Here is a 15,685-nt window from a genome sequence, read left to right on the forward strand (position 1 = left end):
GCCGTCACCCCGCAGGGTCGTCCGGCGGGTCGAGCCAGACGCCGGCGAGGTCGTACGCATGGCCGAGCGCGGGCATCGGGATCGCGCCCCGCACCCGCGGGCCGCGCAGGCGCGGGACCGCCGGCCGCTGGAACAGGATCGGCACGACCGCGGCGTCCTCCAGCACCGTCCGCTCGGCCAGGTTCCACGCCGCGGTCGACCGCGCCGGCTCCTCGATCGTGGTGAGCGCCCGCTCGATCAGGCGGTCGACCTCCGGGCGCCGGTAGCGGCCGTGGTTCGCGGAGTTGCGGGAGTCGCTCGACTGGAACATCGGCTGCAGGAAGACCCGGCCGTTGTTCGGGTGCCAGTCCGGCGACCACGACGCGGCCGCGACGTCCCACGCTCCCTCCGCCGCGCGCCCCGGATCACCGAGGAGGGCGTCCCGGGCGTCGTGGTCGAGCGCCACCAGCCGGACGGTGACGCCCGCCTTCTCCAGGTCGGCCGCGTACGAGCGCGCGACCGCCGCGTCCAGGTCGGTGTCGAGATGGACCGCGGTGAGCGCCAGACCGCTCCCGTGGCCCGCCTCGGCGAGCAGCGCCCGGCACTTCCGCGCGTCTCCCCGGCCCCCCGGGGTCGCGTAGAGGTCGAGCTCCTGGTGCGCGTCGTTGCCCGGCGGCACGACGGAACCGGCGATCCGCACCAGCGCACCGCCGCCGGACCGCCGGTGGAGGTCGGCGATCGCCGCCTTGTCGATCGCGTACGACAGCGCCCGGCGCACCCTGGCATCGGCCAGCGCGCCGCCCGCGGTGGGACTCTGGACGTTGAAGACGAGGTAAGGGTCGAGGGCGAGGCCGAGGCCGTCGCCCGGATCGGCCGGCTCGGCGTCGTGCGGCTCGGCGACCCGCACCCCCCACGGCAGGTCGGCCGCGCCCGACGCGACCCGCGCGGCGACGCGTTCGGGCGCCGCGTCCTCGACCGTGACCTCGACGCCGTCGAGGTACCGGTGCCGGAGCGGATCGGACTCCTGCCGCCAGGCGGGATTGGGTTCGAGCCGCAGCTCGCGGCCCGGCACGAGATGGACGGGCCGGTACGGCCCGTTGCTCCGGAGGTTGCGGTGCAGTTCCGGGCTGCCGGGCAGGAACGCGTCGTACTCGACCGGGGCGGGCGACGCGCACGGCAGGGCCATGATGGCGGCGAAGTCGATGGCCGGCCGCATGAGCTCGATGACCAGCGACTCGTCGTCCAGGACGAGGACGCCGGGGATGTCGTGGGAGTTCTGGAAGGCGGCCAGTTCCTCGGCGGCCGGGTCGTCGCGGCGGATCGCCGCGGCGTAGTCCTCGCAGTACTGCGCCATGCCCCTGATCGTGCTGGTGAAGTAGGGCAGGGCGGCGGGCCTCGTGAGCGGGTTCGCCAGCCGCTTCAGCCCGCGCACGACGTCGTGCGCCGTGACCTCCCGCGCGGGCGCGGTGTCCCAGAAGACGCCGCGGCGCAGGTGCACCACGTAGTTGGTGTGCCGCGCGCCCATTCCGGTGTTGTAGGTGGACGGGACGTCGGTCGCGAGGTCGGGCGCCGGGGCGATGGCCCGCCAGTCGCGCAGGTCCGGTGCGGGGGCGTAGCCGAACAGCTGCCGGGCGAACAGCCTGATGAGCTGGTCGGCGGGCGCCTGGTGGGAGGCCGACGGGTCGAGGCGGTGGACGGGGGCCGGGCCGTGGAGGCGGAGCGTCCCGCCGGGCCGCGGCAGGTCCTCGCTCCACGGGGCGGCCTGGGGGCGGTCGGAGACGGTCATGACATCTCCTCGCCGAGGCGGGCCATGATGCCGATCGCCCGGTCGATCTCCTCGCGGGTGTTGAACAGGTGGGTGCAGACCCGCGCCGCGTAGTGCTGGTGCGGCGAGCCCGGGACGTCGAACTCGGTCCACCGGATCCAGATGCGGTGCTCCCGCTCCAGGCGGTCGGTGAACGCGGTGAACTTCTTGATGTTCCAGGCGGCCTCGGGGTCGCGGAACGGGTTGAAGGCGATGAGGGGGGACTTCAGCAGCGGGTCCTCACCGGGCGAGAAGATCGACTCCTTGCCGAAGGCCTCCACGAGGCGCCGCCGGGCGTGGTCGCCGAGCTCCATCGCCCGCCTCTCGATGCGGTCCCGGCCGATCTCGTCCCAGATCTCGCAGGCCCGCGCCAGCGCGGCGCCCCTGGCGATGCTCGCGCTGCCGGCGCTCTGCACGTACAGGGCGGTGTCGTCGCTCTCGACCGACGTCCTCGTCCGCGGCGGGGGACTGCCGATCATCGGATACCAGGTGGAGATCACGGGCCAGAACGTCGGCAGCGGCAGCGGGTTGTACTCGGGGAAGACCTTGTTGCGCAGGTAGAGGATGCCGGTTCCCAGCGGCCCGCACTGGAACTTCGACCCCGAGCACGCGATGAAGTCGGCGCCCAGCGCCCGCATGTCCAGGTTCACGAGTCCGGGCAGCAGCGCGCCGTCGATCACGGTGGTCAGGCCGTGCCGCTGCGCCAGCTCGCACAGCCTGCGCATCGGCATCATCGTGCCCGTGAACAGCGTGATCCCGGCGAACGCGAGCACCTTGGTGCGGGGGGTGATGGCCGCCTCGAAGAGGTCGACGATCTCGTCGGCCGTGACGTCGTAGCCGGTCGGCATGGTCAGTGTCTTGATCGTCAGGCCGTACCGGTTCCGGACGAGGTTGAAGTTGGAGAGCACCGAGTAGCACTCGTGGCTCGTGGTGACCACCTCGTCGCCCTCGTGCAGGTCGAGCCCCTGGATGATGCGGGCGACGCCCTCGGTGGCGTTGTGGCAGATCACGATCTCGTCCTGGTCGACGCCGAACGCCCTGCCGATGGCGGCGCGGTGCTCGTAGTAGCCGGACGGCTTGTAGACGTCGGCCAGCCCGCCGGTCCACTCGCGGGTCACCCGGTCGATCGTGTCGAGCACCTCGTAGGGCATCGCGCCGACGGTGCCGGTGTTGAGGTGGGTCGTGGTCGGATCCAGGGCGAACAGTTCGCGGATGCTCTCCCATGGCGCGTCGCGGAGCCGCCGCGGTGATCCGCCGTTCGCCGGCCCGGCCGGGTCCGGGACGCTGCGCTCGTCGGGCTTCACGGACTGTGTCACGAGTGACCCCCTCCACGTACGGATGACCAGTCTCCTCACAATACAATATGTTTTTGAAGTTACTTGGCCAATGGACCCCGGATGAGGGCATTCCGCACGCCGACGCCGGTACCGTGCGCCGCGCCCCGCTGTACGGGCGATGACCTTGATGGATGCGGAGTCGCGCGAGGTCGAGGCGGGCCGTGGAGGGAGACCCGGCCCGCTGCAGGAGGATCGCGAGAGACTCCAGTCAGGTCTGATGCACCTAGGGTGCTTTAAGAAACGATGGTAATCTCCGGCGTGGGACGGGCGGGTCGCCGACGGCGGCCGCGGGGCCCGGCGGCGTGCAGGGAAGGTGATCGGTGTGGAGCCTCGTTACGGTGGAACACTCCGCTACTTCGGACCTGGCGGAATGGACCACGTCGATCCCGCGTGCGCCTATTACGCCTTTTCGCATCAGATCATCAGGCTGTTCGCGCGGCAGTTGTTCGGCTACCCGACGGCCGTGGACGAGACCGCCCTGACCCCGGTCCCCGATGTCGCCGCGGAGTCGCCGACGATCGCCAACGGCGGGATGAGCCCGGACGGGCTCGTGTACCGGATCCGACTGCGCCCGGGCGTCATGTGGGACACCGACCCGCCGCGCGAGGTGACGGCGGAGGACTTCGTGCGCGGCTTCAAGCGGATGTGCAACCCGGTGGCCGGCGCCGGGGCGATCGCCTACTACACGAGCACCATCAAGGGGATGGCCGAGTTCGCCGAGGGCTACCGGCGGGAGTTCGCCGGACGGGCCCCGTCGGCCGCCGACCTGGCCGGTTACCAGAACGCGCACGAGATCTCCGGGCTGCGGGCCGACGGCGACCGCACCCTGGTCGTCGAGCTCGTGCGGCCCGCCAACGACCTGCTGAACCTCCTGTCGATGATGTTCGCGTCCGCGGCGCCGCGCGAGTACGACGCGTTCGTCCCGGACAGTGCCGAGTTCATCGCCAATATCCGTTCCAACGGCCCGTACCGCCTCACCGGCTACGAGAACGGCAGTCACCTGACGATGGAGCGGAACCCGGTGTGGCGGCAGGACACCGATCCTCTGCGCCACCAGTACGTCGACGGCCTGGACGTGCGGATGGCGCGTGTCGACGACGACCGGGTGCGGGAGGCGATCCGGAGCGGGGAGGCCGATCTCTCCTGGGGCGCGCCGGTCATCAGCGAGGACCGCCGTCCCCCGGACGCGGACCGGCATCTCGGCTACGCGATGAACCCCTACCTGGTGTTCAACCTGAAGACCCCGAACGAGGGCGGGGCGCTGCGCGACGTCAGGGTGCGCAGAGCCGTCGCGTACGCCGTCGACAAGGCCTCCATGGTCAGGCTGCTCGACGACATGGACCTGGGGACGGTGACCCAGACCGCGCACACGGCGATCCCTCCGGGCAACTTCGGGCACCGCGAGTACGACCGCTATCCGACGCCGGGGGACCACGGCGATCCGGCGAAGGCGCGGGCACTGCTCGCCGAGGCCGGGTACCCCGACGGGCTCACCCTCAGGGTCCTGTACCGTGCCGACGCGCCCCACGCCGACATCGCGCGGTACTACGCCGCCGACCTGGAGAAGGCCGGGTTCACGGTCGAACTGCGGCTGATCAGCCAGCCCGACGAGTACTACCGGTTCCTGCAGAACCCGGCCATGGCCGAGGCCGGCGAGTGGGACATCACGGCGGCGGCGTGGACGCCCGACTGGTTCGGCAACAACGGCCGCGCCTACGTCCAGCCGATGTTCCAGTCCAACTTCGCCGCCGGCACCAGCAACTACGGCGGGTACCGCAACCCGGAGGTGGACCGCCTCATCGAGGAGGCCCTGTCCGAACCGGATCCGGCGCGGGCGGAGGAACTGTGGCACCGGATCGACCGGCAGGTCATCGAGGACGTCGCGATCGTGCCCGTCCTGGCCTGCGAGCCGACCATCCCCCACATGACCAGCGCCCGCGTGCGCAACGGCCTGCCGCTGCCCCAGGTGGACCGCTGGCTCGACGCGGCCTGCATCTGGCTCGACCCGCCCGACTGACGCCGCGGGCGGCGGTCAGCGCGGCACGCCCTCGGCGATCGACATGACCGAGGCGGTGGGCAGGACGCGCGCGAGCCGCAGGCCGGCGGCCTCGAACAGCGGGTGCAGTTCCGCCTCGGTGCGCTCCTGCCCGGTGCGCGCCGCGAGCATCATGAAGTCCATCGGCTTGCTCTGGTGGGCCGCGTTGCCGGCCGGGATGATCGCGTCGACGGCGAGGACCCGCCCGTCCGGCTTCATCGCCCGCCGGCAGTTGCGCAGGATCGCCACGCACTTCTCGTCGTCCCAGTTGTGCAGGATGCGCTTGATCAGGTACACGTCCCCCGAGGGGACGGAGGCGAAGAAGTCCCCGTCGGTGATCTGCCAGCGGCCGGCGATGTCGTCGCCGCCCAGCAGGTGGTGGCCGAGCACGTGCTCCTCCTGGTCGAGGAGGACGCCGTGCAGCCCGGGGTTCCTCCGCAGCACGGCACGGAGGAATCCGCCCTTGCCTCCGCCGACGTCGACGACCGTGCCGGACGACGGGAACGCATAGCTCCCGGCGACGAGGGCGTTCTCGGCCTCGGAGACCGTGGCCATGCCGTCGTAGAAGAGCGCCTCGATGTCGGCGTTCTCCGCGAAGTAGCCGCCGATCGTCGTGCCGAAGAGCTGCTCGAACGTCGTCGCCTCGTCCCGGGCGACGGTCGCGGCCTCGTGGGTGACCGTCCAGAACATCCGGTCGGTGAACATCAGGATGCCCGCGCGGGCGGACATCGGCGCGTCGGCGCGCAGCGCGTCGCCCCTGGCGGTCAGCCGGAACCGTCCCGGCCGGTCCTCGTGGACCACGCCGCGTGCCGCGAGCAGCCGCAGGATCCGGTACAGCGCACCCTGGCCCGTCCCGGTGGCGGCGGCGAGCTCGGCCGTCGTGCGCGGGCCATCGGCCAGGTGGTCGGCCACGCCGAGTTCGGCCGCCGCGCGCAGCGCGGCCGAGTAGGCGAAGGCCATCGCCTCCTCGAAGAGGAAGAGCGCGGACTGCTGCGCGTCCATGGGCCCCTGCTCCCTCCCGGCGGCAGCCCGCCGTGGTCCGACCCAGCCAGAGAGTTACTCTATGAATATAAAGTATCTGGGGTCACAAGCAACGGTGAGCGGCCCTCGCCTCGATCCATCGTGGAGGACGCCCGATGAGCTACGGAGCGGCACACGCCGAACTCTACGATCCCGTGTTCCGCAGCCGCGGGAAGGATTTCGAGGCGGAGGCCGAGGGGCTGAACCGTCTGGTCCGGTCCAGATCCCCGAAAGCGCGCTCCCTGCTCGACGTCGCGTGCGGCACGGGCGCCCACCTGGAGAACCTCGCCAGGTACTTCGACCACGTCGAAGGGATCGACCACTCGCCCGCCATGCGGGACGTCGCACGCGGGCGCCTGCCCGGCGTCGCGGTGCACTCCGGCGACATGCGGGACTTCGAGCTCCACCGGACCTTCGACGTGGTCATCTGCATGGGCAGCGGGCTCGCCGAGGCGGAGTCGCCCGAGCAGATGGCCGACTCGGTCGCCAGGATGTCGGCGCACGTCGCTCCGGGCGGGGTCCTCATCGTCGAACCGTGGTACTTCCCCGACAACTTCCTCGACGGGCATGCCGCGGGGCACCTGTTCCGGGAGAACGGCCAGGTGATCTCGCGGATGACGCATTCGGCGAGGCACGGGGACACGAGCCGCGTGGAGATCAGGTTCGTGATCGTGGACTCGTCCGGGTTCCGGGAGTTCACCGAGGTGATCGTCAAGTACCTGCTTCCCCGGGAAGGGTACGAGGCCGCCTTCGAGCGGGCCGGCTGCACCGTCGAGTTCGTCCCGGGTTTCTCGCTGGCCGACGGTCGCCCGAACAGCCCCGGGCTCCTCGTCGGCGTCCGCGCCGGCGGCACCGATCGAACCGGATGAAGTTGCTTGACTTTAATATAGTTCGCGCTCGATGCTAACGCCATGCGGAGCGCAGCGGCCCACCGAATCGCCCTTGTCAATGTCGCCAACCACGGCAGCGTGCTCCCCACCCTTCCGGTGGTGTCGGAGCTGGTCCGGCGCGGGCACGACGTCGGTTACGTGACGTCGCCGGAGTACGCCGGACTGGTCGAGCGGACGGGCGCGAAGGTGGTCCCGTACGCATCGGGGGCCGCGGGTGCGGCCGAGGCGTTCGCGGACGACGACCCGGCCCGGCCGCACCTGCTGTACCTCGCCGAGAACGAGGCGATCCTGCGGGCGGCGCATGCGCACTACGCCGAGGACGCGCCGGACCTGGTGCTGTACGGAGAAGTGCCGATCATCGCCGGCCAGGTGCTGGCGGCCGCCTGGAAGCGCCCCGCGTGCCGGATCAACCCGGGCTTCGCCTCCAACCACGCGTACTCCTACTCGCGGGAGATGATCGAGGAGACCGGCGGCGTCGACGAGCGCACGCAGGGCGTCGTCAACGCGAGGCTGGGCGCCCTGCTCGCCGAGTACGGCCTGCGGGACCGGGCCGGGGAGTTCGCCGACCGCGTCGAGGACCTCAACCTGGTCTTCGTCCCCCGCGAGTTCCAGATCGCGGCGGACACCTTCGACGAGCGGTTCGCGTTCGTCGGGCGCTCGGCCGCGCATGAGGAGCGGCCTGGCACGTGGCGGCCCCCGGAAGACGGCTCGCCGGTGGTGCTGATCTCGCTGGGGACGACCTTCAACGACCATCCCGACTTCTACCGGCAGTGCGCGGAGGCGTTCGAGAGCACGCCCTGGCACGTGGTGATGGCCCTGGGGGACCGGGTCGGAGCGGGCGATCTCGGCCCCCTGCCTCCGAACGTCGAGGCGCACCGGTGGGTCTCCCTCCCCGCCGTGCTCGAACACGCGCGCCTGCTCGTCACCCACGGCGGCATCGGTGCCGTGATGGACGCCCTGATCGTGGGCCGGCCCATGGTCGTCGTGCCGTTCACGTTCGACGTCAAGCCGATGGCCCGGCGGGTGGGCGAGCTCGGGCTGGGGACGGTGATCCCCGCGGCGGAGTTCACCGGCGTGCGGCTGCGCGAGGCGGTGGAGGAACTGGCGGATGACCGGGCCACGCTGGAACGGGTGCGCCGCATGCGCGAGCACACGGCCCGGGCCGGCGGCGCGGCCCGCGCCGCCGACGTGATCGAGGGCTATCTCGCACGGAGACGTTGACCGGGCCGAAGACCGCGCCGTAACTTTAAAAAACGATACTAAAACGGTCGGGCATCGTCCCAACGAGAGGGAGTCCGCGATGATTCCGCTGTTCAAGGTCGCGATGGCGCCGGACGCGCTCGGCCGGATCTCCGAGGTGCTCGACAGCGGCCGCCTGGAGCACGGGCCCAAGATGGTCGAGTTCGAGGAGGCCCTGGCGCTGCGCCTCGGCAACCCGCGGGTCCTCGCGGTCAACTGCGGCACCTCCGGTCTCCACCTCGCGCTCAGCATGGTGGCCGACCCCGATCGCTTCCCCGCGACGGCCCAGCCCTCCGGTGACGCCGGCGGTCCGGGCGAGGTGCTGAGCACGCCGCTGACCTTCGAGGCCACGAACTGGCCGATCCTCGCCCACGGGCTGCGCGTGCGCTGGGTCGACGTCGATCCGGCCACGCTGACGATCGACCTCGACGACCTCGCCGCGAAGATCTCGCCGGCCACCCGCGCGATCGTCGTCGTCCACTGGCTGGGCTATCCGGTCGACCTGAACCGGCTGCGCGAGATCGTCGACCGGGCCGAGGAGGCCTACGGATTCCGTCCCGTGGTGATCGAGGACTGCGCGCAGGCGTGGGGCGCGACCTACCGGGGGGCGCCGCTGGGCAACCACGGGAACGTCTGCGTGTACAGCTTCGGCGCCATCAAGATCCTCACCTGCGGAAGCGGCGGGCTGATCGTGCTCCCCGACGAGGACCTGCACCGGCGGGCCCGGCTGCGCCGCTGGCTCGGCATCGAGCGGCAGGCCGACCGGGTGCACGGCGACTACGACGTCGCCGAGTGGGGCTACCGCTTCCCGATGAACGACATCTCCGCGGCGATAGGACTGTCCAATCTGGAGATCGTCGACGGCCTGCTCGCCCGGACGCGGAAGAACGCCGCCTTCTACGACAAGGAGCTGTCGGGGATCGCGGGCGTCGAGCACACCGAGCGGGCGGACGACCGGGAGCCCTCGTTCTGGGCGTACCCGCTGAAGGTGGCGGACCGCACGTCCTTCATGCGGAAGATGGCCGACGCCGGGATCATGACGAGCATGATCTCCCGGCGCAACGACGCCCACAGCTGCGTCGCCGTCGCGCGGGAAGGGCTGCCGGGTCTGGACGGCGTGCACGACCGCGTGGTCTACGTGCCCGTCGGCTGGTGGCTGTCCGAGGAGGAGCGCGGCCACATCGCGGACACCATCAGGTCGGGCTGGTGACCCCGCGGCGGGGGGCCGGGCCGGGCGGGACGCCTAGCCTCCCGCCAGCGGCGGGATGATCTCGACGCGGCTGCCGGGCGCGAGCGCGACGTCGCCCGGCGGCGTCGCGCGGGGCACCTGCTCGCCGTCCACGAGGAACAGGTGGTAGGGCAGCAGGTCGCCGGCCGGGGAGTAGAGCCGGTAGCCGGCCTCCGGGTGCGAGCTCACGAACGTCTCCAGGAGCTCGCGCAGGTTGGCCGCGGGCAGCTCCGAGCGCACCTTGCCGGAGGTCACGTTGTGCCAGCTGCCGGGGACGATGAGGTGGGGCATGGGGCATCCTCACGGGTCGCGGACGCATCGGAAACCACTGGCGAAGCAGGCCCAGCCGGTGGGGTCGCCGTGCAGGCGCTCGCTGGTCCGGGCCTGGAAACGCAGGTTCATCCAGGAGCCGCCGCGGATGACGCGGAAGCGGTCCATCACGGTCAGCAGCGACTCGTCGCAGTCGGGCGACGGGCCGTAGAGGCGGCTCGGCGAGGCCGTCCACTCGTAGACGTTGCCCGCCATGTCCGACACCCCGTACGGGCTGTCGCCGTGCGGGCTGAAACTGCCGACCGGGGTGGTCAGCGGGATCGGGCCCTGGTCGCTCTGGAGCTCCTTCCACCACGCGCGCCACTCGGTGGCGGTGCGGGTGGCGTCGCCCAGCCGCAGCTCGGTGGTGTTGGTCAGCTCGCGGGACCACTCGTCGCCCCACGGCCACAGCCGGTACTCGGGGCCGCGCGCGGCCAGCTCCCACTCCGCCTCCGTCGGCAGCCGCCCGCCCGCCCACGCGGCGAAGGCCTCGGCGTCCTCGACCGCGATGTGGACGGCGGGATGGTCGTCCGGCGGGACGTAGCCGGTGTCCTGCCCGCCCGGACGGCGCCAGGACGCGCCGGGAGTCCCCTGCCAGTAGTCGGCGCCGTAGACCAGGCTCCAGCCGCGGCGTTCGGCGACCGTCCGGTACCCGGTGGCCTCCGCGAAGGCCGCGTACCGGCCGGAGGTGACCGGATAGCGGTCGATCACGAACGGCGCGACCTCCACGAGCGTCTGCGGGGTCTCGTCGCGGAACCAGGGCGTGGGGAAGGGCTGGTCCTGTTCCGCCAGCCAGTCGAGCACCCACTCCGGCGATCCGAGCCGGAACGCCGCCCCTTCGATGAGGACCGAGTCCTCGGCCTCCACGCCGCCGCGCATCGCCGTCTCGTGGTCTGCCACAGCGCCATCCTGTAGATGATGGTTCTCATCGAACAGAAACTATATAAACATATAGCATTCAGGTGCCGTCCGCGCCACGGCTCACCGCCCGATCCCGCGGTAGCCGAAACCGAGGTCGCGCAGCCGCCGGATCGTCTCCGCCCGGTAGTGCATGCGCCCGTCGAAGATCAGGCACGGCATCGCGACCTGCCGCCGCAGCCGTTCCAGGTCGATGTGGCGGAACTGCCGGTGCCCGGCGAGGAAGGCGACGGAGTCGGCGCCCCGCACCGCCTGTTCGAGGTCGTCGACGGGGGAGCCGCCCACCTCCGACCGGATCCGCTCCTTGTCGGCGAGGGGATCGAAGACCCGGACCTCCGCGCCTGCCGCCTGGAGGGCCTGCACCACGCCCCTGACGGGGGTGTTGCGCAGGTCGCCGGTGTCGTTCTTGAAGGCGGCGCCGAGAACGGCGATCCGCGCCGACGCCAGGTCCTTGCCCAGCTTGGCGAGGCCGTCCCTGATGACCTCGTAGGCGTACTCGGGCATGGCGTCGTTGACGTGCCGCGCCGTCTCCACCGTCCGCAGCCGGACGCCGCGGTCGCGGGCCGTGCGCCAGGTCATCCACGGGTCCTTGGTCAGGCACGGCCCGCCGACGCCCGCGCCGGGCCGCAGGATGTTGACGCGCCCGTCCCCCTTGGGCAGCGAGTTCGCCGCGGCGATGACCTCCATCACGTCGACCTCGAACAGCGCGCAGAACCGGGCCAGTTCGTTGGCCATCGCGACGTTCGCGTCGATCCACCAGTTGTTGGCCAGCTTGACGATCTCGGCGATGTCGGCCGTGGGCACGATCCGGACGGGCACGTCCAGCGCCGCCTTCCAGAACCGAGCCGCCGCCGCCGTGCTGCCGGGGCCGCACCCGCCGACGATGACCGTCAGCTCGCGCACCTGGGCCAGCGCGTCCCCCTCGGCCAGCCGTTCCGGGCAGTAGGCGAGGCCGAAGTCCCGCCCCTCGACCAGGCCGCCGCTCTCCAGCAGCGGAACGACCAGCGTGCGCGTGGTCCCCGGGGCGACGGTGCTCTTCAGGATGACCAGCTGGCCGGCGCGCAGCCGGGGTGCGAGCTGCCGGCACACCTCCTCCAGTTGCGCGGTCAGCAGGGCGCCGTTCCCGTCGACGGGCGTGCCGACCGTGATGAGCACGACGTCGGCCTCACGCAGGGCGTCGTAGTCGGTGGTGCACGCCAGCCGCGCGCTCGCGACCAGCGGGGCCAGCGCCTCGGCCAGGCCGGGCTCGGGGATCGCGCAGCGGCCCGCCCGCAGCCCGGCGATCATCGATGCGTCGCTGTCGATGCCGATGACGCTCATGCCGCGCTCGGCCAGCGCCACCCCGATGCACGAGCCGATGTAGCCGAACCCCAGGATCGCGATCCGCGGGCTGGGAGAATCTGACAAGAATTCCATGGTCGCCTTCCTCGTCGTTCTCCGCGCCTGCGGCGGTGGCCGGGTCGGGCGTGCGCGCGGCCGCCGGACGCCGCCGATCGGCTCGGCGCCGCCGGGCCTAGTTGCAATATATTACTGAAGTGATGATGGCCTGGGCTGGCCTGCGAGTCCACCGGTCCGCGGCGGGCCCTGCTGCTCGTCCTCGGGGATCTTCCGGACATGGTCATTGGAGTCGTCCGATCACTTGCTATATGATAGTTAAGTGAGTGACCTCGCGCTCGTGACCTCCGGAACGGGAGATGGTGACCGAGGAACGCCCTGCCGGCGTCGACCTGTCCTCGCTGGCACAGCGCCATGTCGACCAGTGGGCCCCCACGGGCGGGCGCAGCCCCTCGATCGCCCGGCTGGCCCGTACCGCCGTCCGGCTGGACGAGGACTACTGCCGGGCCGTGGCGGCGTACTACGACCGCGCGCCCAGGCGCGGCGGCGACGCGGGGCTGCGCCGGCGCTACGACCGGTTGAAGCGCCAGAACCTGCGGCAGTTCCGGTCGATCGTCGAGGCCGGCATCGAGATCGCCCCGTGGCTCGGAGAGGGGCAGCCGTACAAGGGATCGCGGCACCTGCGCGAGAGCGTGCACCGGACCGGACGGCTACACGTCTACCTGACCAGCTCGGGCCACGGGCCCTCGCCGGCCGCCGGGGACCATCCGCTGTCCGGGCCGTCGGGCGTCGTGGTCGACGGCGTGGAGTTCTGCCACAACGACCTGTTCCGGGCCGTGCACGACATCTTCGGGCACGTGATGCTCGGCAACGGCTTCGGCCCCAAGGGGGAGTTCCTCGCGGCCTTCTGCCACATGCACACGTACTCGCGGGACGTGCATCCGATCCTGTTCACCGAGCAGATCGGCCAGATCTGCTGGTTCTTCTACGGCCCGCACCTCCTGGACGGCGCGGGCGGGCTGCCGGGGCCCGGGGACCCCGGCTACCTGCCGCCGGCCCGCCGTCCGTACCCGGAGCAGAAGGTCTTCGCGTTCCCGGTGCGATTCCTCGACGCGTTCACGAGCCTGTTCCAGCCCGAGAGGAGTCCGGATGACTGACGTGATGCCGCAAGGAGGGGGATCTCCGGTACGGCTCGCGGACCAGGCGTTCCTTCCCAGATCCATCAGGGACGACTTCCCGATCCTGGCGACCGCGCAAGGCGGCGAGCCGCTCGTCTACCTCGACAACGCCGCGACGGCGCAGAAGCCGCAGGCGGTCCTGGACGCCCTCGTCGACTACTACTCCACGGCGAACAGCAACGTGGGCCGCGGGTACTACCGGCTGAGCATGGCCTCCACCGACCGCTACGAGGAGGCGCGCGAGACCGTGCGGCAGGCGCTCGGCGCCGAGCACGCCGACGAGATCGTGTTCACCCGGGGCACCACGGACGCGGTGAACCTGATCGCGGACGGCCTGGGCGCCCGGCTGGTCGGCGAAGGGGACCAGGTCGTCGTCACCGGCATGGAGCACAACTCCAACCTGCTGCCGTGGCGGCGGCTCTGCGAGCGGGCGGGCGCGGAGCTGGTGGTCGCCCCCGTCGACGAGCGGGGCGCCGTCGACGCCGCGGCCTTCGCCGCCGTCCTCGGCCCCCGCGTCCGGATCGCCGCCGTCGCCCACGTGTCCAACGTGCTGGGCACCGTCAACCCGGTGCGCGAGATGATCGCCGAGGCGCACCGGCGCGGTGTCCCGGTCGTCGTGGACGGCGCCCAGGCGGTGCCGCACGCGCCGGTGGACGTGCGCGGGCTCGACGCCGACCTCTACTGCTTCTCGGGGCACAAGGCCTACGGCCCGATGGGCACCGGGGTGCTGTACGGCAAGCGGGACCTGCTCGCGGAGCTGCCGCCCTACCAGGTCGGCGGGGGGACGGTGAAGGGGGTGAGCCACACCGAGCCCGTCCGCTACGTTCCCGTACCCGCCAGGTTCGAGGCGGGCACCCCGAACGTCGCGGGGGCCGTCGGCCTGGCCGCCGCGCTGCGGTACGTCCGCGATCTCGGCTGGGACGCCGTGCGGCGGCATGACGAGGCGCTGGTGCGGCACGCGGTCGAGTCGCTGCGGCAGATCGACGGCGTGCGGGTCGTCGGCGACCCCGCCGCAGCGCCCAGCGGGATCGTGTCCTTCGTCGTCGACGGCATCCACCCCTACGACGTCGGCGGGCATCTGGACCGCCACGGCGTGGCCGTGCGCAGCGGCGTGCACTGCGCCAGCACCTTCCTGGACGAGATGGGCCTGCTCGGGACCGTGCGGATGTCGTTCGCCGTCTACAACACCGCCGACGAGATCGACGTCGTGGCCGACGCCCTGCGCTCGGTGCGGCCGGGCTCGTGGACCACCGACCACCCGACGACGCGTTTCCTGTGACATGCGCTTCGACACGAGGCTGGTCCACCTCGGCCAGGAATCCGACGGCGTCACCGGAGACGTGGTGCCGCCCGTCCATGTCGCGGCGACGTTCGAGCGGCGGGTGCAGGACCCGTTGCGCTACTTCTACTCGCGCGGCGAGAACCCGACGCGCGAGGCCCTCGAACGCTGCCTGGCGGGGCTGGAGGACGCGCGCTTCGCGCTCGCCTTCAGCTCCGGGCAGGCGGCGGGGACGACGGCGCTGTCCCTGCTCCGCGCCGGCCGCAGGCTGATCGCCTCGGACGACGTGTACGGCGGCACCCGGTCGCTGTTCGCGCTCCTCGGCCGGTACGGGATCACCGTGGACCACGTCGACCTCACCGACGCGGGCGCGCTCGACGCCGCGCTCGGCGACGACGTGGACATGATCTGGGTGGAGGCGCCGACCAACCCGCTGCTGAAGGTCGCCGACCTCTCGGTGGTGTGCGAGCGGGCCAGGCGGGCCGGCGCCCGCGTCGTGGTGGACAACACCCTCGCCGGCCCGGCGCTGCAGCAGCCGCTGCGGTTCGGCGCCGACATCACCCTGTACAGCACCACCAAGTCGATCGCCGGCCACTCCGACGTCATCGGCGGCGCCCTGGTCTACGACGACGAGGACCTGCACCGCGAGCTGGCGTCCCACCGCACCACCACGGGGGGCGTGCCCGGCGGCCTCGACTGCTTCCTGGTGCATCGCGGGCTCAAGACGCTCTCGTTGCGCGTGGCGCGGCAGGTCGGCAACGCGGAGGCGATCGCCGCCGCGCTGCGCGGGTGCGAGCGGGTGGGCGCCGTCCACTATCCGGGGCTGCCCGAGCATCCGCAGCACGAGGTGGCGGCCCGGCAGATGTCGGCGCCCGGGTCGATCCTGAGCTTCGAGTACCTCGGCGATCCGGAGAAGCTCCTGGACCGGGTGCGGCTGTACGCGTGCGCGGTCAGCCTCGGCGGCGTGCGCTCGCTCATCGAGTGCCCCGCCATGATGACCCACGCCTCCGTCCCTCGCGAGGTCCGGGGGCGGCTGGGCATCTCGGACGACCTCATTCGGGTATCGGCGGGCATCGAGGATCCGGCCGACCTGGTGCGGGACCTGATGGACGCGCTCTGAACTGCGGAGGGATG

Annotated in this window: 13 protein-coding genes; 7 read left to right on the forward strand and 6 right to left on the reverse strand. The window is 71.8% G+C overall.

The genetic code is table 11. From position 1 onward, the window contains the following. Positions 1 to 4: 4 nt before the first annotated feature. Entirely contained in the window at positions 5 to 1,765 is a 1,761-nt protein-coding gene (locus BJ999_RS20030; RefSeq protein WP_179834705.1) for an ABC transporter substrate-binding protein, read from the reverse strand. Next, positions 1,762 to 3,099: an aminotransferase class V-fold PLP-dependent enzyme gene (locus BJ999_RS20035; RefSeq protein WP_218935144.1), complete on the reverse strand. Its 1,338-nt coding sequence runs from the start codon at positions 3,097 to 3,099 to the stop codon at positions 1,762 to 1,764. Before BJ999_RS20035 ends, BJ999_RS20030 begins: the two co-directional genes overlap by 4 nt. A gap of 391 nt (positions 3,100 to 3,490) precedes the next feature. On the opposite strand from BJ999_RS20035, the gene BJ999_RS20040 reads away from it, so the two are divergent. Further along, complete coding sequence (locus tag BJ999_RS20040) at positions 3,491 to 5,137, forward strand: ABC transporter substrate-binding protein (protein WP_179834706.1); 1,647 nt, start codon at positions 3,491 to 3,493, stop codon at positions 5,135 to 5,137. A 15-nt stretch (positions 5,138 to 5,152) separates the two neighbouring features. On the opposite strand, the gene BJ999_RS20045 is transcribed toward BJ999_RS20040, so the two are convergent. After that, positions 5,153 to 6,157, reverse strand: a complete 1,005-nt coding sequence (locus BJ999_RS20045; protein WP_179834707.1) for a methyltransferase — start codon at positions 6,155 to 6,157, stop codon at positions 5,153 to 5,155. Between the two features lie 134 nt (positions 6,158 to 6,291). Between BJ999_RS20045 and BJ999_RS20050 the strand changes: the two genes are divergently transcribed. The 3 genes from BJ999_RS20050 (at position 6,292) to BJ999_RS20060 (ending at position 9,514) form a co-directional block, all read left to right on the forward strand. Beyond that, complete coding sequence (locus BJ999_RS20050) at positions 6,292 to 7,044, forward strand: class I SAM-dependent methyltransferase (protein ID WP_179834708.1); 753 nt, start codon at positions 6,292 to 6,294, stop codon at positions 7,042 to 7,044. A 42-nt stretch (positions 7,045 to 7,086) separates the two neighbouring features. Beyond that, a complete protein-coding gene (locus BJ999_RS20055; protein WP_179834709.1) occupies positions 7,087 to 8,286 on the forward strand; it encodes a macrolide family glycosyltransferase in 1,200 nt (399 codons plus the stop codon). Positions 8,287 to 8,365: 79 nt separating this feature from the next. Beyond that, positions 8,366 to 9,514, forward strand: coding sequence for a DegT/DnrJ/EryC1/StrS family aminotransferase (locus tag BJ999_RS20060; protein ID WP_179834710.1), 1,149 nt, complete (start codon positions 8,366 to 8,368; stop codon positions 9,512 to 9,514). 33 nt (positions 9,515 to 9,547) lie between these two features. Here the strand turns inward: BJ999_RS20060 and BJ999_RS20065 are convergent, their stop codons facing one another. The 3 genes from BJ999_RS20065 to BJ999_RS20075 form a co-directional block, all read right to left on the reverse strand. Further along, entirely contained in the window at positions 9,548 to 9,823 is a 276-nt protein-coding gene (locus tag BJ999_RS20065; protein WP_179834711.1) for a MoaD/ThiS family protein, read from the reverse strand. A gap of 9 nt (positions 9,824 to 9,832) precedes the next feature. Next, positions 9,833 to 10,741: a formylglycine-generating enzyme family protein gene (locus tag BJ999_RS20070; RefSeq protein ID WP_218935145.1), complete on the reverse strand. Its 909-nt coding sequence runs from the start codon at positions 10,739 to 10,741 to the stop codon at positions 9,833 to 9,835. An 81-nt stretch (positions 10,742 to 10,822) separates the two neighbouring features. Beyond that, a complete protein-coding gene (locus BJ999_RS20075) occupies positions 10,823 to 12,175 on the reverse strand; it encodes a nucleotide sugar dehydrogenase (protein ID WP_179834712.1) in 1,353 nt (450 codons plus the stop codon). A gap of 281 nt (positions 12,176 to 12,456) precedes the next feature. On the opposite strand from BJ999_RS20075, the gene BJ999_RS20080 reads away from it, so the two are divergent. Genes BJ999_RS20080 through BJ999_RS20090 form a run of 3 tightly spaced genes read left to right on the forward strand, consistent with a single transcriptional unit; the run spans position 12,457 to position 15,671 of the window. Beyond that, a complete protein-coding gene (locus tag BJ999_RS20080; protein ID WP_218935146.1) occupies positions 12,457 to 13,251 on the forward strand; it encodes a hypothetical protein in 795 nt (264 codons plus the stop codon). Beyond that, positions 13,244 to 14,551 (forward strand): aminotransferase class V-fold PLP-dependent enzyme, encoded by a 1,308-nt coding sequence (locus BJ999_RS20085; protein WP_179834714.1) that lies wholly within the window; start codon positions 13,244 to 13,246, stop codon positions 14,549 to 14,551. Before BJ999_RS20080 ends, BJ999_RS20085 begins: the two co-directional genes overlap by 8 nt. A gap of 1 nt (position 14,552) precedes the next feature. Beyond that, on the forward strand, positions 14,553 to 15,671 hold the full coding sequence (locus BJ999_RS20090; RefSeq protein ID WP_179834715.1) for a trans-sulfuration enzyme family protein: 1,119 nt from the start codon (positions 14,553 to 14,555) through the stop codon (positions 15,669 to 15,671). Positions 15,672 to 15,685 lie beyond the last annotated feature (14 nt).

The sequence above is a fragment of the Actinomadura citrea genome, from assembly GCF_013409045.1.
Taxonomy (GTDB): domain Bacteria; phylum Actinomycetota; class Actinomycetes; order Streptosporangiales; family Streptosporangiaceae; genus Spirillospora; species Spirillospora citrea.

Coding starts and splice junctions, on each gene's coding strand:
- BJ999_RS20075 (WP_179834712.1), bottom strand. CDS start 12,175: ATGGAATTCTTGTCAGATTCTCCCAGCCCGCGGATCGCGATCCTGGGG.
- BJ999_RS20085 (WP_179834714.1), top strand. CDS start 13,244: ATGACTGACGTGATGCCGCAAGGAGGGGGATCTCCGGTACGGCTCGCG.
- BJ999_RS20090 (WP_179834715.1), top strand. CDS start 14,553: ATGCGCTTCGACACGAGGCTGGTCCACCTCGGCCAGGAATCCGACGGC.
- BJ999_RS20060 (WP_179834710.1), top strand. CDS start 8,366: ATGATTCCGCTGTTCAAGGTCGCGATGGCGCCGGACGCGCTCGGCCGG.
- BJ999_RS20055 (WP_179834709.1), top strand. CDS start 7,087: ATGCGGAGCGCAGCGGCCCACCGAATCGCCCTTGTCAATGTCGCCAAC.
- BJ999_RS20030 (WP_179834705.1), bottom strand. CDS start 1,765: ATGACCGTCTCCGACCGCCCCCAGGCCGCCCCGTGGAGCGAGGACCTG.
- BJ999_RS20040 (WP_179834706.1), top strand. CDS start 3,491: ATGGACCACGTCGATCCCGCGTGCGCCTATTACGCCTTTTCGCATCAG.
- BJ999_RS20050 (WP_179834708.1), top strand. CDS start 6,292: ATGAGCTACGGAGCGGCACACGCCGAACTCTACGATCCCGTGTTCCGC.
- BJ999_RS20065 (WP_179834711.1), bottom strand. CDS start 9,823: ATGCCCCACCTCATCGTCCCCGGCAGCTGGCACAACGTGACCTCCGGC.
- BJ999_RS20045 (WP_179834707.1), bottom strand. CDS start 6,157: ATGGACGCGCAGCAGTCCGCGCTCTTCCTCTTCGAGGAGGCGATGGCC.